The 21354-nt window shown below is 69.1% G+C and carries 23 protein-coding genes and 1 riboswitch; of the genes, 12 read left to right on the top strand and 11 right to left on the bottom strand.

The window, feature by feature from the left end:
* Positions 1-129: 129 nt before the first annotated feature.
* The gene (locus BI335_RS03940; protein ID WP_407644070.1) at positions 130-810 is read right to left on the bottom strand and encodes a hypothetical protein; all 681 of its coding nucleotides are present in this window, start codon (positions 808-810) and stop codon (positions 130-132) included.
* A gap of 112 nt (positions 811-922) precedes the next feature.
* Here BI335_RS03940 and aat point away from each other — a divergent pair, with 112 nt between their 5' ends.
* The 5 genes from aat to BI335_RS03960 all read left to right on the top strand — a co-directional run bounded on the left by aat (position 923) and on the right by BI335_RS03960 (position 5214).
* Positions 923-1579, top strand: a complete 657-nt coding sequence (gene aat, locus BI335_RS03945; protein WP_094355109.1) for a leucyl/phenylalanyl-tRNA--protein transferase — start codon at positions 923-925, stop codon at positions 1577-1579.
* Between the two features lie 63 nt (positions 1580-1642).
* The gene (locus BI335_RS03950; RefSeq protein ID WP_094429746.1) at positions 1643-2578 is read left to right on the top strand and encodes an NAD(P)-dependent oxidoreductase; all 936 of its coding nucleotides are present in this window, start codon (positions 1643-1645) and stop codon (positions 2576-2578) included.
* Between the two features lie 31 nt (positions 2579-2609).
* Positions 2610-3815: a cytochrome P450 gene (locus BI335_RS03955; RefSeq protein WP_094429747.1), complete on the top strand. Its 1206-nt coding sequence runs from the start codon at positions 2610-2612 to the stop codon at positions 3813-3815.
* Complete coding sequence (locus BI335_RS21315) at positions 3812-4003, top strand: ferredoxin (RefSeq protein WP_172421725.1); 192 nt, start codon at positions 3812-3814, stop codon at positions 4001-4003. The genes BI335_RS03955 and BI335_RS21315 overlap by 4 nt, the downstream gene beginning before the upstream one ends.
* Positions 4000-5214 (top strand): NAD(P)/FAD-dependent oxidoreductase, encoded by a 1215-nt coding sequence (locus tag BI335_RS03960; protein WP_172421726.1) that lies wholly within the window; start codon positions 4000-4002, stop codon positions 5212-5214. Before BI335_RS21315 ends, BI335_RS03960 begins: the two co-directional genes overlap by 4 nt.
* On the opposite strand, the gene BI335_RS03965 is transcribed toward BI335_RS03960, so the two are convergent.
* The gene (locus BI335_RS03965) at positions 5174-5926 is read right to left on the bottom strand and encodes a DUF6882 domain-containing protein (RefSeq protein WP_094429749.1); all 753 of its coding nucleotides are present in this window, start codon (positions 5924-5926) and stop codon (positions 5174-5176) included. The genes BI335_RS03960 and BI335_RS03965 overlap by 41 nt on opposite strands.
* 9 nt (positions 5927-5935) lie before the next feature.
* Positions 5936-6826, bottom strand: coding sequence for a polyphosphate kinase 2 (gene ppk2, locus BI335_RS03970; protein ID WP_094429750.1), 891 nt, complete (start codon positions 6824-6826; stop codon positions 5936-5938).
* Between the two features lie 226 nt (positions 6827-7052).
* Between ppk2 and BI335_RS03975 the strand changes: the two genes are divergently transcribed.
* Both BI335_RS03975 and BI335_RS03980 read left to right on the top strand, forming a co-directional pair.
* Positions 7053-7856 carry an inositol monophosphatase family protein gene (locus BI335_RS03975; RefSeq protein ID WP_094429751.1) on the top strand — a complete coding sequence of 268 codons (804 nt, stop codon included), beginning with the start codon at positions 7053-7055 and terminating at the stop codon, positions 7854-7856.
* A gap of 29 nt (positions 7857-7885) precedes the next feature.
* Positions 7886-8602, top strand: coding sequence for a hypothetical protein (locus BI335_RS03980; protein ID WP_094429752.1), 717 nt, complete (start codon positions 7886-7888; stop codon positions 8600-8602).
* Here BI335_RS03980 and BI335_RS03985 read toward each other — a convergent pair.
* Positions 8537-9310, bottom strand: coding sequence for a sigma-70 family RNA polymerase sigma factor (locus BI335_RS03985; RefSeq protein ID WP_094429753.1), 774 nt, complete (start codon positions 9308-9310; stop codon positions 8537-8539). The genes BI335_RS03980 and BI335_RS03985 overlap by 66 nt on opposite strands.
* Positions 9311-9459: 149 nt before the next feature.
* Positions 9460-10110, bottom strand: a complete 651-nt coding sequence (locus BI335_RS03990; protein WP_172421728.1) for a GAF and ANTAR domain-containing protein — start codon at positions 10108-10110, stop codon at positions 9460-9462.
* Between the two features lie 462 nt (positions 10111-10572).
* Between BI335_RS03990 and BI335_RS03995 the strand changes: the two genes are divergently transcribed.
* On the top strand, positions 10573-12150 hold the full coding sequence (locus BI335_RS03995; RefSeq protein ID WP_094429787.1) for a carboxylesterase/lipase family protein: 1578 nt from the start codon (positions 10573-10575) through the stop codon (positions 12148-12150).
* A gap of 51 nt (positions 12151-12201) precedes the next feature.
* On the opposite strand, the gene thiM is transcribed toward BI335_RS03995, so the two are convergent.
* The 3 genes from thiM to thiC form a co-directional block, all read right to left on the bottom strand.
* A complete protein-coding gene (gene thiM, locus BI335_RS04000) occupies positions 12202-12984 on the bottom strand; it encodes a hydroxyethylthiazole kinase (RefSeq protein WP_094429755.1) in 783 nt (260 codons plus the stop codon).
* Positions 12977-14272 (bottom strand): MFS transporter, encoded by a 1296-nt coding sequence (locus BI335_RS04005; RefSeq protein WP_229119437.1) that lies wholly within the window; start codon positions 14270-14272, stop codon positions 12977-12979. The genes thiM and BI335_RS04005 overlap by 8 nt, the downstream gene beginning before the upstream one ends.
* Complete coding sequence (gene thiC, locus BI335_RS04010; RefSeq protein WP_094429756.1) at positions 14269-16008, bottom strand: phosphomethylpyrimidine synthase ThiC; 1740 nt, start codon at positions 16006-16008, stop codon at positions 14269-14271. The genes BI335_RS04005 and thiC overlap by 4 nt, the downstream gene beginning before the upstream one ends.
* Positions 16004-16113: riboswitch (TPP riboswitch) on the bottom strand. (Overlaps the previous gene by 5 nt.)
* A 28-nt stretch (positions 16114-16141) precedes the next feature.
* Between thiC and thiD the strand changes: the two genes are divergently transcribed.
* Positions 16142-16981 carry a bifunctional hydroxymethylpyrimidine kinase/phosphomethylpyrimidine kinase gene (gene thiD / locus BI335_RS04015; RefSeq protein WP_094429757.1) on the top strand — a complete coding sequence of 280 codons (840 nt, stop codon included), beginning with the start codon at positions 16142-16144 and terminating at the stop codon, positions 16979-16981.
* 115 nt (positions 16982-17096) lie between these two features.
* Here thiD and BI335_RS04020 read toward each other — a convergent pair whose 3' ends face one another.
* Together BI335_RS04020 and BI335_RS04025 are read right to left on the bottom strand one after the other, a co-directional pair.
* A complete protein-coding gene (locus tag BI335_RS04020) occupies positions 17097-17330 on the bottom strand; it encodes a hypothetical protein (protein ID WP_094429789.1) in 234 nt (77 codons plus the stop codon).
* Positions 17331-17475: 145 nt separating this feature from the next.
* Positions 17476-17907 carry a very short patch repair endonuclease gene (locus BI335_RS04025; RefSeq protein WP_094429758.1) on the bottom strand — a complete coding sequence of 144 codons (432 nt, stop codon included), beginning with the start codon at positions 17905-17907 and terminating at the stop codon, positions 17476-17478.
* A gap of 67 nt (positions 17908-17974) precedes the next feature.
* Between BI335_RS04025 and BI335_RS04030 the strand changes: the two genes are divergently transcribed.
* Both BI335_RS04030 and BI335_RS22450 read left to right on the top strand, forming a co-directional pair.
* Complete coding sequence (locus tag BI335_RS04030; RefSeq protein ID WP_094429759.1) at positions 17975-19195, top strand: DNA cytosine methyltransferase; 1221 nt, start codon at positions 17975-17977, stop codon at positions 19193-19195.
* A gap of 59 nt (positions 19196-19254) precedes the next feature.
* Complete coding sequence (locus BI335_RS22450; RefSeq protein ID WP_411266747.1) at positions 19255-19800, top strand: Eco29kI family restriction endonuclease; 546 nt, start codon at positions 19255-19257, stop codon at positions 19798-19800.
* Between the two features lie 91 nt (positions 19801-19891).
* Here the strand turns inward: BI335_RS22450 and BI335_RS04040 are convergent, their stop codons facing one another.
* Complete coding sequence (locus tag BI335_RS04040; RefSeq protein ID WP_094429761.1) at positions 19892-20878, bottom strand: patatin-like phospholipase family protein; 987 nt, start codon at positions 20876-20878, stop codon at positions 19892-19894.
* Positions 20879-20911: 33 nt separating this feature from the next.
* On the opposite strand from BI335_RS04040, the gene BI335_RS04045 reads away from it, so the two are divergent.
* Positions 20912-21352, top strand: coding sequence for a YdeI/OmpD-associated family protein (locus BI335_RS04045; protein ID WP_094429762.1), 441 nt, complete (start codon positions 20912-20914; stop codon positions 21350-21352).
* Positions 21353-21354 lie beyond the last annotated feature (2 nt).

Genomic DNA, 21354 nt, shown 5'->3' on the forward strand with positions numbered 1-21354 from the left:
TACCGCCCGGTCAAACCCCAGAATCCAACCCGCGTTTCTCGTCGTGGCCCGCAAACCCGCATCCGCTCGTCACTGCTCACGAACTGGAGTCGAAAAATGGGGTTCGACCACCCGGTAAGTGACGGGGGGTCAGGCGCGGCGGCGGTCCACCAGCTGGCCCTTGGCGTACCGGGCCACCTGCAGCGTGTCCCAGCCGTCGAAGGCGGCGCCGACGCCACCACCCAGCACCGGTACCCGCTTGGTCATCGCGACGACCATCCGCTTGCCGGTGACCCGGGCCAGCAGGTCGCCGGCGACCCGGTCGGAGATCTTGGTGTCCAGCCCGGCGTCGTAGACCGGCGCGGTGGCGACCACCAGCGGGCTGCTCGGCAGCTCGGAGTCACCGAGCAGGTTCTCCAGGTTGTCGCCGACCAGGCACATCGCGATCGCCGTGCGTACCCGCGGATCGGTGACGTCGTAACCGCGCAGGTGCGCGATGGTGGCGACCACGCGGGCCTGCAGCACCGCGATTCCGGCGATGTTGGCCGGCAGCGAGACGAGCGAGGTGACCAGTCCGCCGATGTTCGTCACGAACCCCTGGGCACCGGCGAGGGCGACGTGCTGCTGGATGAGCACATTGATCGCCTTCTCGGCATCGCCCTGCTTCTGCAGCTGGCGGCCGGCCGAGTCCCGGGCGGGCGGCAGGTTGCCCATGCCGTCGATCGCGACGGTCATGATGCGACGCAGCACTTTGCCCGCACCATTGGGTGCGAAGCCTCCCGACGGCACGAGGCCGCCGAGGGTGTCCCTGACGTTGTTGGCCATCGTCATCCTCTCTGGTCGCCCGCACTCCTGCGCGCGGCACCTTCCAGCGTACGCAGGACCCGTGCCGCCACCCACCCCGGAATGACCCGGAACGGTCCCCCACTGACAGAATGAGCGGATGCTGCTGTTCGCCAATCCGGCCACCTGGCCGCACTCGGACCTGGTGGCCGCGACGGTCGATCTGGACCCGCGCACGGTGCTGGCAGCATATCGCGAGGGGGTGTTCCCGATGCCCCTGGAGCCGGATCTGATCGGCTGGTTCTCCCCGCTCGACCGCGGCGTCCTGCCGCTGGACGGCCTGCGGGTGACCCGCTCGCTGCGCAAGTCGATGAAGCACTACCGGGTGAGCGTCGACCAGGCGTACGAACAGGTGGTGGACGGCTGCGCCGACCCGCGCCGGGAGGCCGGTTGGATCGATGCCGACATCCGCCGGGTCTATGGCGAACTGCATCAGGCAGGGGTGGTCCACTCGGTGGAGGTGTGGGACGCCGCGGACCGGCTGGTCGGCGGGTTGTACGGGGTGTCGATCGGCGGGCTGTTCGCCGGTGAATCGATGTTCCACGATCCTCAGCACGGTCGGGATGCCTCGAAGACGGCGCTGGTGGAACTGGTACGCCTGCTTTCGGCCGACGGCGTCCCCCGGTTGCTGGACGTGCAGTGGCTGACCCCGCACTTAGCCAGTCTCGGTGCGGTGGAGTTGTCCCGGCGGGATTACCTTTCCCGGTTGCGGAAGGTGTTGGATCAACCGCCGCCGGCCTGGCCTGTCGCCGACTGACCGTACCCGGCGGGTCACGACCACCTCCTTGCCCCCGGACGACGGGACGTCTAGGCTCCCCACATGGAACGCCATTCCACACCGCCCGTGGCGATCCATCCCGCGGTGCTCGAATCGCTGCCCGATGCGCCGGCCACCCTGACCGCCGCCGGGATGGCGTACGAGACGCTCACCGACGAGACCGACGCCCGCGTACTGATCGTCGACGGCTCCGACGTGGGCCCGGCCCAGCTGGACCGGGCGCCCCGGGCCGAGCTGCTGGTACGCGCCGGGATCGGGATGGACCGGATCGACCTCGCGGCGGCGGCCGAGCGCGGTATCACCGTGGTGAACACCCCCGGTTACGGCACCAACGAGGTCGCCGACCAGGCGCTGATGCTGCTGCTCGCCTGCATCCGCCGGCTCGACTGGCAACGGGAACGGGCCGGTGCGGACTGGCCCTCGATCACCGCCGAAGGGGTCCCCCGGCTGGCCGACAGCACCGTCGGGCTGATCGGGCTCGGGGCGATCGGCCGGGCGATGGCGCGCCGCTGCCGGGCGCTCGGCTGCACGGTGATCGCGGCCGATCCGGCGCTCACCCCGGAGACGGCCGGGATCGCCGAGGTCGCACTGGTCGGCCTCGAGGAGCTCGCCGAACGCAGCGACATCATCAGCCTGCACGCCCCGCTCACCACCGACACCCACCACCTGGTCGATGCCGCCTTCCTGGCCCGTACCCGGCCGCACCTCACCCTGGTGAACACCGCCCGCGGTGCCCTGGTGGACACCACCGCCCTGCTGGCCGCCCTGGCGGCCGACCCGCTGCGCACCGCCGGCCTGGACGTGCTGGACGGTGAACCGACCCCCGACCTGGCGCCACTGCGGGACCACGATCGGGTGATCATCACCCCGCACCTGGGCTGGTACTCCGAGGGCTCCCGCCGCCAGTTGGGCCAGCTCGCCGCCGAGGCGGCGCTGGACCATCTCCGAACCCACCGCCCCGACCCGATCAGCCGCTGAACCCGGCGCCCGAATCAAGGAGAGAATCCCCGTGACCACCACCTTCCCGATGCCCCGGCGCTCGGTCTACGACCCGCCCGCGGCCTACAGCGAGGGGCCACCGGTGCAGGAGGTCGAGCTCTATGACGGGCGCCGGGTCTGGCTGGTACGCAGCCACCAGCTGGTCCGTGAGGTGCTCGCCGATCCGCGCTACTCGGCGGACCGGGCCCGGGCGGACTTCCCGTTCTCCAGCCCGGCCCGGGTGGCGTTGGAGCGGTTCGCGATCCCGTTCGTGGCGATGGACGACCCGGATCATGCCCGGATCCGGCGGGTGTTCACGAAATTCTTCACCGTCCGTCGGGTGGAGCAGTTGCGCGGTGACATCGCCGGGATCGTCGCCGCGGTGGTCGACGAGCTGCTGGCCAGCGAACCACCGGTCGACTTCGTCCGCACGGTCGCGGTGGAGGTACCGGGGAACGTGATCTGCCGGATGCTCGGCATCCCGCCGGAGCGCAAGGGCGTGTTCATGGGCCTGGACAATGCCCGTAACAGCCTCGGTACCGCCGGGGAGGCGATCGAGCAGGCCAGCCAGGAGATGCTGGACTTCGCCGCCGAGCTGATCGCCAGCAAGCGCAGCGATCCCGGTGACGATCTGATCAGCCAGTTGGTCGCCGACGAGCAGACCGGTGAGAAGCTGACCGAGACCGAACTGCTGCGCTCGGTGCGGTTGCTGATCACCGCCGGCCACGAGACCACCGCCAACCAGATCACCCTCGGCGTACTCGGCCTGCTGCGGTCCCGCGAGCAGTGGCAGCGGCTGATCGACGAGCCCGACTTGATCCCCGGTGCGGTCGAGGAATTGCTGCGCTGGGTGAGCATCTTCCACATCTCACCGATGCGGGTCGCGACCGCCGATGTCGAGTTGGGTGGGGTACGCCTGACCGCCGGCGACGGGGTGATCCCCTGCTCCGCGGCCGCCAACCGTGACCCGGACACCTTCGCCGACCCGGACCGGCTCGATGTCGGCCGCGACGCCCGCGGCCATGTCGCCTTCGGCTTCGGGATCCACCAGTGCCTGGGCCAGAACCTGGCCCGGGTCGAGATCGCCGAGGTGCTGAAGGCGCTCACCTCCAGGATCCCGTCGCTGGACCTGGCGATCCCGGCCGAGCAGGTCGAACTGCGCGACTACGCCTTCCTCAGCGTCACCGCGGCACCGGTGACCTGGCAGACCGAGGAGACCGGGAAGGAGATGCGATGAGGATCAGCGTCGACACCGACAAATGCGTGGGCGGCGGCCAGTGCGTGATGACCGCCGACGACCTGTTCGACCAGGACGACGACGGCATCGTGGTGCTGCTCGACGCCGAACCGGGCGCGGACCGCCTGCCCGAGGCTCGTACCGCCGCCCGGCTCTGCCCCTCCGGCGCGATCGAAGTCGAGGAGTGAATCCGGCCGGACGCTGGTTGAGCGAGCGCCAGCGAGTCGAAGCCACCGGCCCGGTCCTGATCGTCGGCGCCGGGCTGGCCGGCTGGACGGTGGCGACGACGCTCCGCGAGGAGGGGTACGCCGGGGAGCTGGTCGTGCTGGGTGCGGAGCCGCACCCGCCCTACGACCGGCCGCCGTTGAGCAAGGCCGCGCTGCGGCGTACCACCGCACTCGAGGAGCTCACCCTGCCCGGCGCCGACCGTGCCGCGGACCTGGGCATCGAGCTGCGGCTGGGTGCGCGGGCGGTCGGCTGCGACCCCGGCGCCCGCACGGTCACGCTCGCCGACGGGACCCGGCTGGGCTACCGCGAGCTGGTGATCGCCACCGGCGTCCGGCCCCGCACCCTGCCCGGCGCGCTCACCGTGCGCGGCCGCGACGACCTGGCGGCGCTCTGGGCGCTGCCCGCGGACGCGCATGTCGCGATCGTCGGGGCCGGGTTCCTGGGCAGCGAACTCGCCGCCACGCTGCGTACCCTCGGCCATCCGGTCACCCTGTACGCCGGCTCCGGAGCACCGCTGACGAACCAGCTCGGGCCCGAGCTCGCTACCGTGCTGGCCCGCTGGCACAGCCACCACGGCGTGCAACTGCGGCACGGCCGGGTCGAGTCGGTGACCGGGATCGCCGCCGACGCCGTGGTCGCCTGCCTCGGCGCCGAGCCGAACACCGAATGGCTCACCGGCAGCGGCCTGGCACTGGGTGACGGGGTGGTCGTCGACGCCGAGGCCCGCGCCGGGGCGCACGTGTGGGCGGTCGGCGACGTCGCGAATCACGCCGGGGCGGCGGGCCGGGTCGAGCACCGGATGGCGGCGAGCACCGCAGGCGTACGCCTCGGCGTACACCTGGCCGCCCTGCAAGCCGGCGCGGAACCACCGGCGCCGCTGGCCGCGGTCCCCTATCACTGGACCGATCACTACGGCGCGACCGTGCAGGCCTACGGCGAGATCGCCGGCGAGGTGGACCGGGCCGTCGTCGCCGGGTCACCGGATGAGGACAAGGTGGCGGTGCTCTGCGGCCGCGACGGGATCGTCGTCGTCGGCGCCGTCGGCGTCGGGCTACCGAAGGTGCTGGTCCGCGCCGCGAAACTGATCCGGGGCGCTGCGGCGTACGACCCGGACGGCTTCGCCGACTCGCTCAGCCCTGCTCCAACCCAGCCCCACCCAACTGGGCGTTGATGTCGCCGACCCGACCCTGCTCGTCGAAGCCGACCCGCACATTGCCCTCGGGGAAACCGATGTTCAGCGCCGCGAACCCCGGCTCCCAGCCGTAGGGCAGATTGCGCGCCTGGGCGTACCCCTGCACGGCCCGGCGATGATCGGTGATCCAGCCGTCGGCCTGCAGCGCGGTGGTGAGGATCCGCGGGAAGGTGATGCCCGAGGGCGCGGGCGGGATGAATCCGGCGGCATCCACCAGCATCACCACCCGGGTGGTACCGGTGGTCATCACCTGGGCGGTCGGGATGCCGATGATCCGGCAGGACACCGCGGCCATCCGGGTGGCCCAGCCGGTCAGCGCCTCCTCGCCGCCCTCGTCGGCGATCGGCAGCTCGCCGGTGGTGAGCTCGGGGATCCCGCGGGTGGCGCCGAAGTCGCGGACGCGGGTACTCATCTGCGCCACGGGCGCCTCGGCGAACGCCGGATTGGCCCAGGCCCAGAGTGCCGAGCGCGGGGATTCGGCGATCGAGCCCAGCAGGTGTACCCGGGCCACCACCTCGTCGCGCTTGTGCAGCTTGGGCTGGTAGGTGATCTGCTGCTTGGCCAGGTCGACCCCGGTCTGGCCGACCCCGCCGCCGGTCTGCTCCTCGAGCCAGTCCAGGAACGCCTGGTGGTCCTCGACGTAGACCAGGATCGAGTCGTCCATCACGTCGGCGAAGGTGAGATCAGCCATGCTCAGAGCCTAATCACCGACGGCTTCGCGGCCGCGGCGGACGATCTTCGGATCGGGCTGGCCGATGATCGCCTCGTTCTTGTCCGGATAGTCGAACTGGGACAGGTACGCCCGCATCGCCTCGACCCGGGCGCGTTTCTTGTCGTTGGACTTGATGGTCGTCCAGGGCGCCCAATCGGTGTCGGTACGCAGGAACATCTTCTCCTTGGCGTCGGTGTAGGCGTCCCACTTGTCCAGCGACTCGAGGTCCATCGGGGACAGCTTCCAGCGGCGGACCGGGTCGATCTGGCGGATCGCGAACCGGGTCCGCTGCTCGGCCTGGGTGACCGAGAACCAGAACTTGGTCAGGTGGATGCCGGAGTCGACGATCATCTTCTCGAAGGCCGGCGCCTGCTCCATGAACCGCTCGTACTCCTCGTCGGTGCAGAACCCCATCACCCGCTCCACGCCGGCCCGGTTGTACCAGGAGCGGTCGAACAGGACGAGTTCGCCGAAGGTCGGGAAGTGGTTGATGTAGCGCTGGAAGTACCACTGGCCGCGCTCGCGGTCGTTGGGTTTGTTGAGTGCGACGACGCGGGCGCCGCGCGGGTTGAGGTGCTGGGTGAAGCGCTTGATGGTGCCGCCCTTGCCGGCGGCGTCGCGGCCCTCGAAGACGATGATGTGGCGCAGGTCGTTGTCCTCCGACCAGTACTGCACCTTCAGCAATTCGATCTGCAGTTGATATTTCAGCTCATCGTATTCGTCGCGGTCCATCCGCTCGGTGTACGGATAGTCCTCTTCCCAGGTCTCGACGGCGTTGCCACCCGGGTCGATCAGGTCGGGATCCTCGTCCTTGCCGTTCTTCACGGTGTACCCCTCGGCGCGGAGCCGATCGATGTACTCCCGCAGGTTCTGCATCATGAGGGCAGCCTAACGAGCGCGTTCCAACGCCCCGGCCCCGCTCCCTGAGCGAGGAGCGCAGCGACCCCACCCGCTCCCTGAGCGAGGAGCGCAGCGACCCCACCCGTTCCCTGAGCGAGGAGCGCAGCGACCCCACCCGTTCCCTGAGCGAGGAGCGCAGCGACCCCACCCGTTCCCTGAGCGAGGAGCGCAGCGACGAGTCGAAGGGATGTGAAACGCTGCCCCGGTGAGCAACGAGTTGCTGGAATTGGCCACCCGATTGGCGACCGAGGCCGCCGATCAGGCGTACCGCTGGCGCGATGAGGGGGTCCAGGTCGCCGATCTGAAGTCCAGCCCGACCGACGTGGTGACCGCCGCCGACCGGGCCACCGAGGCGTACCTGCGTGCCGAGCTGGCCCGGTTGCGCCCCGCCGACGCGTTCTTCGGTGAGGAGGCCGGCGCCTCCGGCGGTGGCTCGGGGCTGACCTGGGTGGTCGACCCGATCGACGGCACCGTGAACTACCTCTACCGGTTGCCGGCCTGGGCGGTCTCGGTCGCGGTCGTCGAGGGCGACCCGGCGACCGGGCGTACGCTCGCCGGTTGCGTCGCTGCCCCCGCACTCGCCGAGGTGTACGCCGCAGCGGCCGGCGAGGGCGCCACCCGCAACGGGCAGCGCCTCCAACTCACCGAGAAGACCGAGCTGGCCACCGCGCTGATCGGCACGGGTTTCGGCTACGACGCGGTACGCCGGACCCGGCAGGCCGAGCTGGTGGCCCGCCTGATCGGCCGGATCCGCGACATCCGCCGGATCGGGGCGGCCAGCCTGGACCTCTGCGCGGTCGCCGCGGGGCAGCTGGACGGCTACTACGAGGCCGGGCTGCACCCGTGGGATCACGCCGCCGGGGCCCTGGTGATCCGCGAGGCCGGCGGCCGGGTCGGCGGCGGCCCGGTCACCGACCGTGAGAGCGAAGGATTGCTGGTGGCGGCCAACCCCGGTCTCTACGGTCCGCTCAACGAGGCCCTCACCGCGGCCGGCCTGACCCCCGTTTGAACCGGTCACGGCCGGGTAGTACACCGGCTGTGAGCAGCAACCCGCCACCACGACTGTTCCTCGACGACGGTCCCGAGATCGTGTTGAGCGAGGGGCACCGGCTGCAGGCCGCGCTGTCGGTGCTGCCCGCGGGGCTGCGGGACCTGCCCGGGACCCAGCTGGCCGACCGGCTGGATCTGCTGGGCCAGACCGCGGCGCGGGCCCGGGCTGCGCTGGCCGCCGAGCTGGAGATCACCAACCGGGCGCTGGATCGGCTGCCGGAGCCGGTCGAGCGGCGGCGCACCTGGTCGCTCGACCCGCACGGATCCTCGACCGGCCGGATCCGGTTCGATGTCGACCGCTGGCTGGAGTTGTACGCCTCCGCGCGCTCCGCCGCGTACCGCCGGCAGCTGATCGACCTGGTCAGCGAGTGCCCGCTGCTGTTGCTGCTGCGCGCCTGTCTGCTCGCCCGGCCGCAGACCAGGATCCGGCTGATCGGGGCCGGCGACCGGTCGGCGCCCCCGCCGCACGGCCCGGTGGTCGTCGTCGAATCGGCCCGCCGGGCGATGCGGCTGCGCGCCCGGCTGGCGGCCGAGCATCCCGGCCTCAGCGACCTGATCCGGGTGGTGTCGATCCCGATGGGCCCCGATGGTGACGACCCGGAGGGTCTGCTCACCCTGCTCGGCGAACTCGGGGTCGAGTCAGCTGACCTGCAGATGCTCGGTGTCGAGGACGGCCCGGAGCCGGTCGACGAGCCGTGCCAGTAGCCGCGACACCTGCACCTGGCTGACGCCGAGCTCCTGGCCGATGGCGGACTGGCTGCGCTCCTCGACGAACCGCATCCGGAACAGGGCCGCGTCCCGATCGGTGAGCCCGGCCAGCGCGACCCGCAGCGACGCCCGGTCGAGCACCCGGGCGTAGTCGTCGCCCAGGGCGGCGATCTGCACCAGATCGTCCGGGCCGGTCTGGGCGGCGGCGTACGCCCGGCGGCTCAGTCCGGCGGCGCGGACCCGGTCGGCCGAGACCGAGAGCGCCTCGGCGACCTCGTCGTCGGTGGCGTTGCGGCCCAGCTGCTGGCCCAGCGCGGTACGGGTCTGGCTGACCTCGCTCTGCAGTTCCTGCAGGGCCCGCGGCGGGCGTACCAGCCATTCGTGATCGCGGAAGTGTCGCTTGATCTCACCTTTGATGGTGGGGACGGCGTACGCCACGAAGCCGGCCGCCGAGCCGAGCCGGTAGCCCTGGACCGCTTTGACCAGGCCGAGCCGCGCGACCTGCAACAGGTCGTCGGAGTCGGCGCCGCGGCCGCGGTAGCTGCGAGCGATGGATTCCGCCAACGGGAGACCGGCGACGATGGCCGCCTCCTGCGGCGATGCCGCACCACCGAGCACGTCGTCACCCGGCTCTGCCAGGAGAAGGTTTTCGATGGTGTCGTTGAGCGGGTTGCGAACACCGGTGCCGAATCGATGCGGTGCCATGGCCGTGCCCTTCAGAATCAAGCATTCCAAGCGCAGCACCGCTGTTTGACCACGCCCTGTGACTACAAGAGAAACATCTGCGATGCCTCAGGCACAATACCAGAAGTCTGAGGGCTCCCCCTGAGCTTCCCCTGAGCGGGAACCCCCGGTCAGTCGACGACCGCGGCCGAGTGATCGCGAGAGGCCGCCAGCCCGGCCGCGACCACGCGCAGCTTCACGTTGAGCTGGTTGGATGCCTGTCGCAGCATGGCGAACGCGCGGTCCTCGGTGACACCGTGCCGCTCCATCAGAATGCCCTTCGCCTGGCCGATCACGTCGCGGCTGCTGAGCGCCTCCCGCAACCGGTCGGCGGTGATCCTGGCCTGGGTGAGCCGGATCGCGACGCCGGCGATGGCGGCGATCAGCACCGCCTGGTCGCGGTCGCGCGCCTCGAAGGCGAAAGCCTGACGGGAGTAGAGATTGAGCGCTCCGGGCGGGCTGTCGACCTTGGCCGGATCCGGGTGGGCGCTGAGGCCGGCGGCGAGGATCGCGCCCACGCCGAGCTGGGCGGCCCGCGGGCCGAACACCGGCCAGTGATCGCTGACGGCCAGATCGGCCGAGCCGGAGGTGGGGGCGGAGGTCGCGGCCACCTCGATGCAGGGGCCCTGCTGGGTGCTGTACTGCACCGCATCGACCGCGCGGACCCAGTCGTCGGAGGCGATCATGGTGAACGGCTTCATGTCTTCGCCGAAGATCGTGATGCTGGCGCCCTCGACCCGGTCGAGCAGGCGGACGGCATAGTCCACCACCCGACTCAGCACCTCATCGAGGCTGGGTTGCCCTGCCGTGAATTCATCGAGAACGGTGCCGACCGAAGTGTCAACGGCCAAGCTGATTTCAGAATCGAGCATCGGTTCTCCCCGTCTCAACGGCGCGCCGCGCATCGTGCGCTACTTGGTAAGAATCTAGCGCACGCAGCGTGGCAGAGCCCGCGGGTCTACGCCGCCGGTGGACTGGTCCGGCAACCCGCGGGCCCGGTGGCTCGAGTGGATTCGCCACGGAGTCCTCCCCCATCGGGGGGATCGTGGACGCCTCAGCGGCGAGCCACCTCACAAGTCCTTTGATCAATCATCGGTAGGACCACCTCCTTTCCTGCGTGAGACCAACGGTAGGTCGGGTGAGGGCTGTGGGCAAGGGACTTTTTGCCCGAGTGGTCAGCCCGGCCGGTGATCCGGTCAAGGTGGCAGACTCGCCGGTATCGGCCGAACCCCCGGGAGGTGTTGATGCGGGCGCTGGAGATCCACACCCCGAACGGTTGGCTGCGTGGCGTGGCCGACGGCGAGGTCGCGCACTGGCGGGGCATCCCGTTCGCCGCACCACCGGTCGACGAGCTGCGCTGGCGGGCGCCGCAGCCGGTGGTGCCGTGGTCCGGTTTCCGGGAGGCCGCGGAATTCGGGCCGATCTGCGCCCAGCCGCGTTCGGGCGGATTGGGCAGCGCGGCGATGCGCCGGATGCCGCAATCTGAGGATTGTCTCACCCTGAACGTCACGGCGCCGGCCGAGCCGGAGTCGGATTCCCTGCCGGTGATGGTGTTCATCCACGGCGGGGCCTATGTGAACGGCGCTGGTTCGGACCCGGCCTACGACGGGTCGACGCTGGTCCGCCGGGGTCAGGTCGTCTACGTCTCGATCAACTATCGACTGGGCGCCCTGGGTTGGATGCACTTCGACGAGTACGCCACCGCGGATCGCCCGATCGACTCCAACCTCGGGTTACGGGATCAGCTCGCCGCGCTGGCCTGGGTGCAGGAGCAGATCGCACTGTTCGGCGGGGATCCCAACCGGGTAACGGTTTTCGGTGAATCGGCCGGCGCCATCTCGATCACCACGATGCTGGCCAGCCCGGCCGCGGAGGGGTTGTTCGCAGGCGCGATCGCGCAGAGTTCGGCGCCCCGGGTGGTACCGCCGCTGGAGCAGGCGCACCGCTGGACCAAGGAGTTTCTCGGTTACCTGGTGGCGAATCCCGAGGATGAGGACGAGGTCCGCAGCATGCTGGCCGAGGTGACCAGCACCGAGCTGAGCCTGGCCCTGTCCCGGTTGTCGGCGGCCGGGCTGCGCGACGAACCGGCCGCGATCCCGGTCGTTCCGGCGGTCGACGGTGAGCTGGTGCCGCGGCTGCCGGTGGCCGCGATCGCCGCCGGGGAAGGAATCCGGGTGCCGCTGGTGATCGGCACCTGTGATCGGGAGGGGACCTTGTTCTCGCACTTCTCCCCCACCCATGCCAGCCTGAAACCGACCTGGAAGCAGATGGTGACCAAGGCGCACTCGTTCGTCGATCCAGTTGCCGATGTGGAGCACGGTGACGGTGACGAGACCCCGCCCGCGACCCAGCTGCGAGAGATCTATCCGGGCTATCCGAAGCGCGGCGCCCTCGCCGACCTGGCCGGCGACGGGGCGTTCTGGTATCCGTCGGTGGAAGTGATGGCGGCGCACAGCCGGTACGCCCCCACCTTCGCCTATCGCTACGACTATGCGCCCCGGCTGATGAACATGATGGGGGTGAACGCCACCCATGGCGGGGAATTGCTGCCGGTGTTCGGAATCTACGACTCCGATATCGGCCGGTTCATGACCGCCCTCGGCGGCCGCGGGCATTACGAGTCGTTGTCGGCGACCATGCAGGACCAGTGGCTGTCCTTCGCGCACCGGCAGCGCCCGCTGGCCGACTGGCCGGGTTACGAGCTCGAGTACCGATTGACGATGATCTTCGACCGCGACACCCGTGTCGAGGCCGACCCCCGGGCCGACCGCCGCCGCGCCTGGCAGGCCGTCACCGCCACCTCCGCCACGCTCATCGAGTAGTAATCCCGGCGCAGCGAAGCGGAGCCGGGATCGCGTGTCGAGATGAGCCCCTCACCGCATCCCGACGCGCTCGTCCAACTCCTCGGGCGTCAGCGCGGCCAGCTCGTCCAACAATGCGATCTTGAAACTCCCCGGGCCCCGGGAGTGTGCCGCGGCATCCTCGGCGGCGATCGTCAACCAGGACAGGGCCGCGAGCGTCGCGGGCCAGGGTTCGGCGACGGCCAGGCAGGCGGCCATCAGCCCGCCGAGCGCGCATCCGGTACCGGTGACCCGGGCCAGCCACGGATGCCCCCGGTCGAGGGTGCCGCTGCGGTTGCCGTCGGTGACCAGGTCCCGGGCGCCGGTGACCGCGACCACCGCACCGTACCGTTGGGCCAGCGCGGTGGCGGCCTGTTCGGCGGCGGTCACCGCGTCGGTCGCATCCGGTCCGGAACCACCGGCGCCGGAGCCGGCCAGCGCGAGCACCTCCGAGGCATTGCCCTTGACCACGCTCGGTCCGAGCCCGACCAGTTCCCGCGCCAGCGGGGTGCGTACCGGGGCCAGCCCGATGGCGACGGGGTCGAGCACCCACGGCGTACCCTTATCGGCCGCGATCCGTGCCGTGGCGGGGATTCCGGACGCACCGTCGGTGCTGAGCGTGCCCAGGTTGACGAGCAGGGCGTCGGCCACGGTGACCAGGGTGGGCGCCTCGTCGACGGTCTCGGTCATCATCGGCCGGGCGCCGGCGGCGAGGAGGGCGTCGGCGACGAAGTTCATGGTCACCGCCGCGGTGAGGCAGTGCACCAGTGGCCGCTGACGGCGTACCTCGGCGACCACCGCACCCAGCTCAGCCATCGGTCAGCTCCCGCGGCCGCAGCGCCGGACCGAGGGCACCGCAGCCGGCGACCAGCAGGCCGCCGAGCACCAGCAGCGCGATCGGACCGCCCTGTCGGCCGAGCAACGATTCCAGGGCGGGCAGATAGAACGGGTAGAGCGCCGGGATCACGATGGACAGACTGTACGCGGTGCCGTACCCGGTGGAGCGCACGTCGGCGGGGAAGCCCTCACTGAGGTAGGCGCCGATCGGCCCGTAGGCGGTCACGGTGATCACCTGGAGCAGGGTCGCGCCAGCGGTGATGCGGGCCAGCTCGTGCCCGGACAGGGTCCAGTACCACAGGAACGGGGCGCCCACGGCACCGAGCAATCCCCACAGCACAAAGAATCTGCGCCGACCCAGGTTGGTGGACCACTGCCCGGCCAGGGCCATCACGATCGCCTGACCGACCGCGGCGAGGCCCATGATGGTGGCCGCGGTCGTCGCGCTCACCCCGGTCGCCGGGCCCAGCCGTCCGGCGAGCACGATGACCGTCATCTGGGTGAGGAACCACAGCCCGCTCATCAGCGCGAACAAGCGCCAGAAGTCCTTGGCGTGCGGCCCGAACATGACCCGGCGCAGGCGGCCCCGGCCGGTCCGCGCGGGCGTACCGCGGCCGGATCCGGTGACGTCGTGGACCCGGCGGTAATAGATCAGCATCGCCACCGAGCCGAGTGCCCCGGCGACGAAGGCCAGCCGCCAGCCCCAGCCGGCGTACGCCTGCGGCCCGAGCCCGACGAGCAGGCCGGCGGTCGCGAAGGCGATGCTCGCCTGCGCCCAGGGCGCCATCGACATGATCAACCCGGAGACCAGTCCGCGCCGCCGCGGGCTGGACCATTCCATCGCGAGCGGGATCGCCGCACTGTACTCACCGGCGATGAAGACCCCGCCGAGGAAGCGCAGCACGATGATGCCGGCCACCGCGAAGCCGCCGATCGCTTCGTGGGTGGGAATCGCGGCGATCCCGAGCGCGCAGAGTGCGGTACCGGCGATCGCGATTCTGGTCGTTCGGGTACGCCCCAGTCGGTCCGCGATCGGGCCGAACACCAGGCTGCCGATCGGGCGGCCGAGCAGCATCGCCATCACCACCACCGCGCCGGTGGCGGCGGCCGCCTGCGGCCCGGCGATGGTGGGCAGGGCGGGCGCCAGGGCGACCAGCGGCAGGAAGATGTGCAGCTGGTCGACGTAATTTCCGGCGATCCCGCCCCGCAGTGCCGCCCGGCCGGCCGGCGGCAGGGCACGCTGAGGTGTGGTCGGTGACGCGGTCACCGCTCGGCCCGGTTGCCGGCCACCTCCGGCTCGAGGTAGACGCGTTTGCCGAGTTCGATGAACTGCCGCGACTTCTCGGCCATCCCGGCTTCCGCCTCGCTGGCGGCGAGCTGGTCGGCGTAGTTGTCGCGGATGTCCTGGCTGATCCGCATCGAGCAGAACTTGGGCCCGCACATCGAGCAGAAGTGCGCGGTCTTGGCCGGTTCGGCCGGCAGCGTCTCGTCGTGATAAGCCATCGCTGTCTCCGGATCCAGCGACAGCGCGAACTGGTCGTGCCAGCGGAATTCGAAGCGGGCCTTGGACATCGCGTCATCGCGGTCTCGCGCGCCGGGGTGGCCCTTGGCGATGTCGGCTGCGTGGGCGGCGATCTTGTAGGTGATCACCCCGGTCTTCACATCGTCGCGGTTGGGCAGCCCGAGATGTTCCTTGGGGGTGACGTAGCAGAGCATCGCGGTGCCGTGCTGGGCGATCACCGCGGCGCCGATGGCCGAGGTGATGTGGTCGTAACCGGGTGCGATGTCGGTTACCAGCGGGCCGAGGGTGTAGAAGGGCGCGCCGTGGCACCAGTCCTGCTGGAGGCGTACGTTCTCCGGCACCAGATCGAGCGGCACGTGGCCCGGGCCCTCGACCATCACCTGCACGTCGTAGGCCCAGGCGCGTTCGGTCAGCTCGGCGAGGGTACGCAGCTCGGCGAGCTGGGCCTCGTCGTTGGCGTCCGCGGTGGACCCGGGCCGCAGCCCGTCACCGAGGGAGAACGCGACATCGTAGCGGGCGAAGATCTCGCATAGTTCGTCGAAATGCTCGTAGAGGAAGGATTCCCGGTGATGCGCCAGGCACCAGCCGGCCATGATCGAGCCACCACGGGAGACGATGCCGGTGACCCGACGGGCGGTCAGCGGGACGTAGCGCAGCAGCACACCGGCGTGGATCGTCATGTAGTCGACGCCCTGTTCGGCCTGCTCGATGACGGTGTCGCGGAACACCTCCCAGCTGAGCTGGTCGGCCTCGCCGTTGACCTTCTCCAGGGCCTGGTAGATGGGCACGGTGCCGATCGGGACCGGCGAGTTGCGCAGGATCCACTCGCGGGTGGTGTGGATGTCCTCACCGGTGGACAGGTCCATCACGGTGTCGGCACCCCAGCGGGTGGCCCAGCTCAGTTTCTCGACCTCCTCGGCGATCGAGGAGGTGACCGCGGAGTTGCCGATATTGGCGTTCACCTTGGTCAGGAAGGCTTTTCCGATGATCATCGGTTCGGACTCGGGGTGGTTCACGTTGGCCGGAATGATGGCCCGGCCGGCGGCGACCTCGCTGCGGACGAGTTCGACGTCGACGTTCTCGCGGAGCGCGATGAAGCGCATCTCGGGGGTGATCGTGCCCTGCCGGGCGTAGTGCAGCTGGGTGACCGTGCGGCCCTGCTTCGATCGGATGGGATCGCGGCGCTCGCCCTGCCAGGCCTGGGAGGCCTCGCCGCGGCGTACCGCGCTGCGGCCGTCATCGGCGAGATTGCGGGCGCGGCCGGCGTACGCCTCCACGTCGCCACGGGTGGCGATCCACTCGGCCCGGCGCGGCGGCAGGCCCCTGGTCGGGTCACTGCCGGGGCCGGCGGTGCGGTAGACGTGCACGTCGGGATTCGGCGTGCCGTCGGGGGAATCCGCGAGCGAGATGGCGGTGACGGGGACGTTCAGATCACCCTCGTCGAGGTGTTGCAGGTGATGCAGTGGATGGACCTCAGTCATGAGATGCCTCACTTCCTTCGCCGGAATGACCCGGACAGGTTCGAACGGTCCGGGCGGCGTCAGCCCGATCTCAGCCCCTTGCCAGAGGCCCCCGCGTGGGTTTCGCCCCACCCTACACACCTACGCTTGCTCCATGGACCGACCCGTCGCCCTCACCATCGCCGGCAGCGATCCCAGCGGTGGCGCCGGAATCCAGGCCGACCTGAAGACCTTGCATCAACTGGGCGCTTACGGCTGCGCGGTGCTCACCGCACTGACCGCCCAGAACACCCAGGGCGTCACCGGCGTCCACGTCGTGCCGGCCGATTTCGTCGCGGAACAACTGGAGACGCTGCTCGCGGACGTACGGATCGATGCGGTGAAGCTGGGCATGCTCGCCAACGCCGAGATCGCCGAGACCGTCGGCCGGTTCCTGGCGGCAGAGCCGTTGGCCTCGGCGTACTCGGTGCTCGATCCGGTGATGGTGGCGACCAGCGGTGACCGCCTGGTCGACGAGGACGCCACCGACGCGATCCGGAAGCTGGTGCCGCTGGCCTCGGTGATCACCCCCAACGTGCCCGAGGCGGCGGTGCTACTTGGCGTCGACGCCGCGGCTGATGTGGCAGGAATGCGCGCCCAGGCAGAGAAACTACGGGCCGAGCTCGGTGCTCAGCGGGTCCTGCTCAAAGGCGGGCACCTCGGCGGCGACCAGTCGGTCGACGTGTGGGCCGATGCCGATGGGGTACGCGAGTTTGCCGACGAGCGGGTTGACACGAAGAACACCCACGGAACCGGCTGCACCCTCTCCTCCGCCCTGACCGCGCTGCGCCCCCAGCTCTCCGATTGGCCGGGCACGGCGCGGATCGCGAAGTTCTGGCTCACCAGCGCCCTCGCCAACGGCGCCCAGCTCAACATCGGCCACGGCCACGGCCCCGTCGACCACTTCACCGAGCTGCACAATGACCCGGGGTACGCGGCCGTGAGCGTCTACTAACCAGTCAGCCTGGGGCCGCGCAACGATGACTGAGCGAGGGAGGAACGACCGAGTCGAAGTCACCGTAAGGGCCAGCATTCGTCGAGAGATCAATCCGCCCGACGTGTGGAGCCCGCTAGATGCCAGGGAATGCCGACTCGATCGCGGCTTTCAGCACCATCGCTGAACGCCGGTCGAACTGAATAGTCTGGCTGACCTTGCGCTCGGACACTCGCGAATCGGAACCGAACGTAGATATCTGCAGAAGTTTGGTGTCCCCTGCGTCCACCACGGTCCATTCGGCGTCTGTCTCGGTGGGATGCGCTGAGCTGTTTGCACTAACCTGATCGAGGTTTCGGATGCGTGCCATGCCCGGATGGTAGTGGCCGACGCGGGTCATGTCCGCGCGGGCCCAGCCTAGGGGTCGCCGCTCGTTCCGACGTGGCAGGTCCGCGGGTCAACTACGGGCAATCTGCAGGCGAACGCTGGCGTCACCCTTGGCAACTGTCCACTCCCTACGCTGAGTCAGCGTTCCTTGCGAGGCCAACCGCGTCCACTACTCGCAGCGCGACGCCCGCAGCCTCCTCGTGTTCCCAAGCCCTGATGACGGTCCATCCGGCAGCTTCCAACGCTCGGGTTACGCTCAGGTCTCGTTCGCGGGTCGCGGCAACCTTGTGTCTCCAGAACTCAGAGTTACGGGTTGCAGGGCGGTGGTGCAGGGGGCAGCCATGCCAGAAGCAGCCGTCAATAAAGACCGCCACCCTCGCCCGCGTGAAGACCAGGTCAGCCGTCGCCCTGCTGCTGGGCAGCGGTCGAGAGTTAACCCGGTATCGGAGCCCCGCCCCGTGAACAAGTCTCCGAACGCGCAGCTCGGGCCCCGTGTCCCGCCCACGGTTAGCCTGCATGACCGCCCGTACGGCTCGACTGCTTGCCCAACTCTCCGCCATAGGTCAAGTTTGCCCACTCCCGGCACGCCTACGCATGTCCCGGTCCGTGGCATCTAGGATTAGCGCCATGCGAAGTGTGGAGTTGTTCGCCGGAGGTGGTGGTCTGGCACTGGGCACGCACATGGCGGGCTTCACCACGGAGCTCGTCTCGGAGTGGGATCGATGGTGTTGCGATACGCTCCGCGAGAACCAGGTGGCAAATCACCCGCTCGCACAAGGCATGGATATCCGTGAGGGGGACGTCCGAGGCATCGACTGGAGCGATGTCGAAGACGGTGTGGCGTTGGTCAGCGGAGGACCTCCGTGCCAGCCTTTCAGTGGTGGCGGCAAGGGCCGGGCAGCCGATGATCCCCGCGACATGTTTCCTGCGACTGCGGAAGTAATCCGGGTACTACGACCTCGAGCATTCATCATTGAGAACGTGAGGGGGCTAACGCGAACTGCATTCGCCGACTATTACTCATATATCCAGCTTCGACTTGCTCATCCTGAACTTGCCCCCAGGGAAGGCGAAACCTGGGCCGACCATCTCGCACGACTTCAAGCAGAACATACCTCGATCCGTTCCGATCTGCAGTACAAAGTGATTCCAAATTTGGTGAATGCTGCTAATTATGGAGTTCCGCAGCAGCGATGGCGTGTATTCTTTGTCGGGTTCCGTTCCGACGTGGATGCTGAATGGGCATTCCCAGAACCGACCCATTCGATCGACGCCTTGCGCTACCAGCAAGACGTCACCGGTGAGTACTGGGAACGCCACCGGGTGCCCGCCAGGGACCGCGTCGACAGCCTCGCTTCACGCCGGAGGAGCGCGCCAGCGCTTGATGACGGTGAACACCTTGGAAAGCCGTGGCGCACGGTGCGTGACGCCATAAGCGATCTTCCCGAACCAACCGTCAACGGTAGTCGGAAGTTCCTCAATCACGTACTGCAGCCGGGAGCTCGCTCCTATCCTGGCCATACCGGGTCGCACATCGACGCACCAGCCAAGGCCTTGAAGGCCGGGGTGCACGGGGTGCCGGGTGGCGAGAACATGCTGCGGAATACGGATGGATCAATCCGATATTTCACGGTTCGTGAAGCGGCACGTCTCCAGACATTCCCCGACCGCTACCGCCTACACGGCCCCTGGGGGGAGGCTATGCGGCAGCTGGGCAACGCCGTGCCAGTCATGCTCGCTCAGGTGGTCGCCTCGTCCGTGCACGAGCATCTAGCGCTCGCGGACGTTCGTTCCGCAACGCTGGGTGCAAATAGACGCGCGACCCGAGTCCGACGGACCGGCGCGTGACCGAACCCTATAATCCACTCGCCATGGAGAATCTGGCCCACAGCATCGTTACTCGAATGATGGAGACTGAGCCCACAGCGCTCGACAGCGTCCCACGATTTAGTGGCGCGGGTGTCTACGCCATCTACTATCGGGGCTCCTTTCGGGCCTACGAAGGTCTGGCACTCGCGAATAGGGATAATTACACGGAGCCAATCTACGTAGGTAAGGCTGTGCCAAAAGGTGGAAGACGTGGGCTCGATGTAGCTGCGCCGACCGCTACCCGCGCCTTGGCGGATCGCATTAGACAACACGGGAATAGCGTCCGCGCTGCCACCAACCTCGATATTGCTGACTTTGCGGTGCGTTGGCTTGTGGTAGACGACATCTGGATCCCACTTGGGGAGTCGGCGCTGATTCGTGAACATCGCCCCGTCTGGAACGCATTGGTTGACGGATTCGGAAACCATGACCCAGGTAGAGGGAGAATCAACGGCGTTCGCCCACGGTGGGACATCGTTCATCCTGGCCGCGTGTGGGCTGACAAGTACCCAGAGCGATCTGAATCTAGCGGGGATATCGAGCAAGAGATCGTGGAGTATTTACGGTCACGTCTCTCGCTCTGATAGGCAGCACAGACGGTTCCAGACGTAACCGAGAATGTGTTTACTTCTCCGCCACCATCGCTCACGGCGTCTCTGCCTACGCTAGATCGGTTCAGGGGCTAGTCCTCTGCCCCAACCACTTCTCCGCGGCATCCCGCCCCCGCTGGATGAGCTCAGCTCGCCGCTCGGGGCTGATCGAGAAGTCGGTGGCACGGACATCGCCGGCGTCGACGAAGATGGTGCGGGCGATGGTGTCGGGGTCATCGATGTGGCGGGCGTCGGCGCCTGTCATCGCGGTGTCGACGACGGCGATGCCGATGTCCAGCGGGTTGTTCACCGGCTCCACCGGACGGTCGCCCTCGCGGGCGGACAGGCGTACCCCGATCGTCGGCCAACGTGCCTGGGCCCGATCAGGCTGGTCGAAGATCGTGATCGGGTAGTTCGACAGGATGCCGCCATCCACGAGGCTGGCCGTGCCATCCGGCGTACGCAACCGCACCGGCTCGAACACGAACGGAATCGCCGCCGACGCGCGTACCGCCTGCGCCACCGGCAACTCGTCCGGATCCAACTCATAACTCGCCGCATCCCACGGAAAGATCGTCATCCGCCGCTGCGACAGATCGCTGGTGACCACCACCAGCCGGTACTCCCGCTCCGGCGGCAGCGCCGACCCCGGATCGTGCCGCCGCAGGTCCCCGAACGTCCGTACCCCGAGATCGGCGAGCACCCCGGACAGCCAGTCCGCCAGATAATCCCCGCGATACAGGCCACCGCGGACCAACAGCGAGGCCACATCACCCACGGTGTGCAGCGGCCCGAGCAGCCGGCCCAGCGGCCCGGAATCCCGCAGCCGCTCCAGATCCATCGTGGCCGCCACCTCGCGTACCCGATCCGGCGACTCCCCCGCCCGCTGCAGCGCCGCCACCAACGCAGCCGAGATCGCGCCCGCCGAGGTCCCCGCGCACCGCTCGAACCGATAGCCGCGCTCGGCCAGCACCTCGAGTACGCCGCCGAAGGCGATGCCCTTGACGCCACCGCCCTCCATCACCAGATCGGCGGGTCGCGTTGCGGGGGTCTCATCGGGGGCCGTCGCCATGCCCACAATCTAGCCAGCGGTAGCCTCACCGCTATGAAGCTGTCGTTGCCGTTGACGCAGATCACCACCTCGAACACCGCGTTCGTGATCCCGGACGAGATCCTCGAGGAGCTCGGCGGCGGCAGACGACCACCGGTGCGCGTCACCATCGCCGGTCAGCAACTGGCCCTGCGGATCGCGCCGATGGGCGGGCGCAACCTGATCGGCCTGACCAAGGCCAACAAGGCCAAGCTCGGCGTCGAGGCCGGTGAGACCTACCAGCTCGAGATCGAACTCGACACCGCCGAACGCACCGTCGAGGTCCCCGACGACCTGGCCGCCGCCCTCGCCGACCGGCCCGCGGCCCGCGCCGCGTGGGACAACCTCAGCTACACCCGGCGCAAGGAAGCCGCCGCATCCCTCACCGGGGCGAAGAAACCCGAGACCAGGCAACGTCGGCTGGCCGGCATCCTCGACACCCTCGGCAAGGAGTGAGC

The sequence above is a fragment of the Enemella evansiae genome (genome assembly GCF_002250705.1).
Taxonomy (GTDB): Bacteria; Actinomycetota; Actinomycetes; order Propionibacteriales; family Propionibacteriaceae; genus Enemella; species Enemella evansiae.

Excerpts from the sequence above, each read along its gene's own strand:
- BI335_RS03940 (WP_407644070.1), bottom strand. The coding sequence starts at position 810 with ATGACGATGGCCAACAACGTCAGGGACACCCTCGGCGGCCTCGTGCCG.
- aat (WP_094355109.1), top strand. The coding sequence starts at position 923 with ATGCTGCTGTTCGCCAATCCGGCCACCTGGCCGCACTCGGACCTGGTG.
- BI335_RS03950 (WP_094429746.1), top strand. The coding sequence starts at position 1,643 with ATGGAACGCCATTCCACACCGCCCGTGGCGATCCATCCCGCGGTGCTC.
- BI335_RS21315 (WP_172421725.1), top strand. The coding sequence starts at position 3,812 with ATGAGGATCAGCGTCGACACCGACAAATGCGTGGGCGGCGGCCAGTGC.
- BI335_RS03965 (WP_094429749.1), bottom strand. The coding sequence starts at position 5,926 with ATGGCTGATCTCACCTTCGCCGACGTGATGGACGACTCGATCCTGGTC.
- ppk2 (WP_094429750.1), bottom strand. The coding sequence starts at position 6,826 with ATGATGCAGAACCTGCGGGAGTACATCGATCGGCTCCGCGCCGAGGGG.
- BI335_RS03985 (WP_094429753.1), bottom strand. The coding sequence starts at position 9,310 with ATGGCACCGCATCGATTCGGCACCGGTGTTCGCAACCCGCTCAACGAC.
- BI335_RS03995 (WP_094429787.1), top strand. The coding sequence starts at position 10,573 with ATGCGGGCGCTGGAGATCCACACCCCGAACGGTTGGCTGCGTGGCGTG.
- thiM (WP_094429755.1), bottom strand. The coding sequence starts at position 12,984 with ATGGCTGAGCTGGGTGCGGTGGTCGCCGAGGTACGCCGTCAGCGGCCA.
- thiC (WP_094429756.1), bottom strand. The coding sequence starts at position 16,008 with ATGACTGAGGTCCATCCACTGCATCACCTGCAACACCTCGACGAGGGT.
- thiD (WP_094429757.1), top strand. The coding sequence starts at position 16,142 with ATGGACCGACCCGTCGCCCTCACCATCGCCGGCAGCGATCCCAGCGGT.
- BI335_RS04020 (WP_094429789.1), bottom strand. The coding sequence starts at position 17,330 with ATGGCACGCATCCGAAACCTCGATCAGGTTAGTGCAAACAGCTCAGCG.
- BI335_RS04025 (WP_094429758.1), bottom strand. The coding sequence starts at position 17,907 with ATGGCGGAGAGTTGGGCAAGCAGTCGAGCCGTACGGGCGGTCATGCAG.
- BI335_RS04030 (WP_094429759.1), top strand. The coding sequence starts at position 17,975 with ATGCGAAGTGTGGAGTTGTTCGCCGGAGGTGGTGGTCTGGCACTGGGC.
- BI335_RS22450 (WP_411266747.1), top strand. The coding sequence starts at position 19,255 with ATGGAGACTGAGCCCACAGCGCTCGACAGCGTCCCACGATTTAGTGGC.
- BI335_RS04040 (WP_094429761.1), bottom strand. The coding sequence starts at position 20,878 with ATGGCGACGGCCCCCGATGAGACCCCCGCAACGCGACCCGCCGATCTG.
- BI335_RS04045 (WP_094429762.1), top strand. The coding sequence starts at position 20,912 with ATGAAGCTGTCGTTGCCGTTGACGCAGATCACCACCTCGAACACCGCG.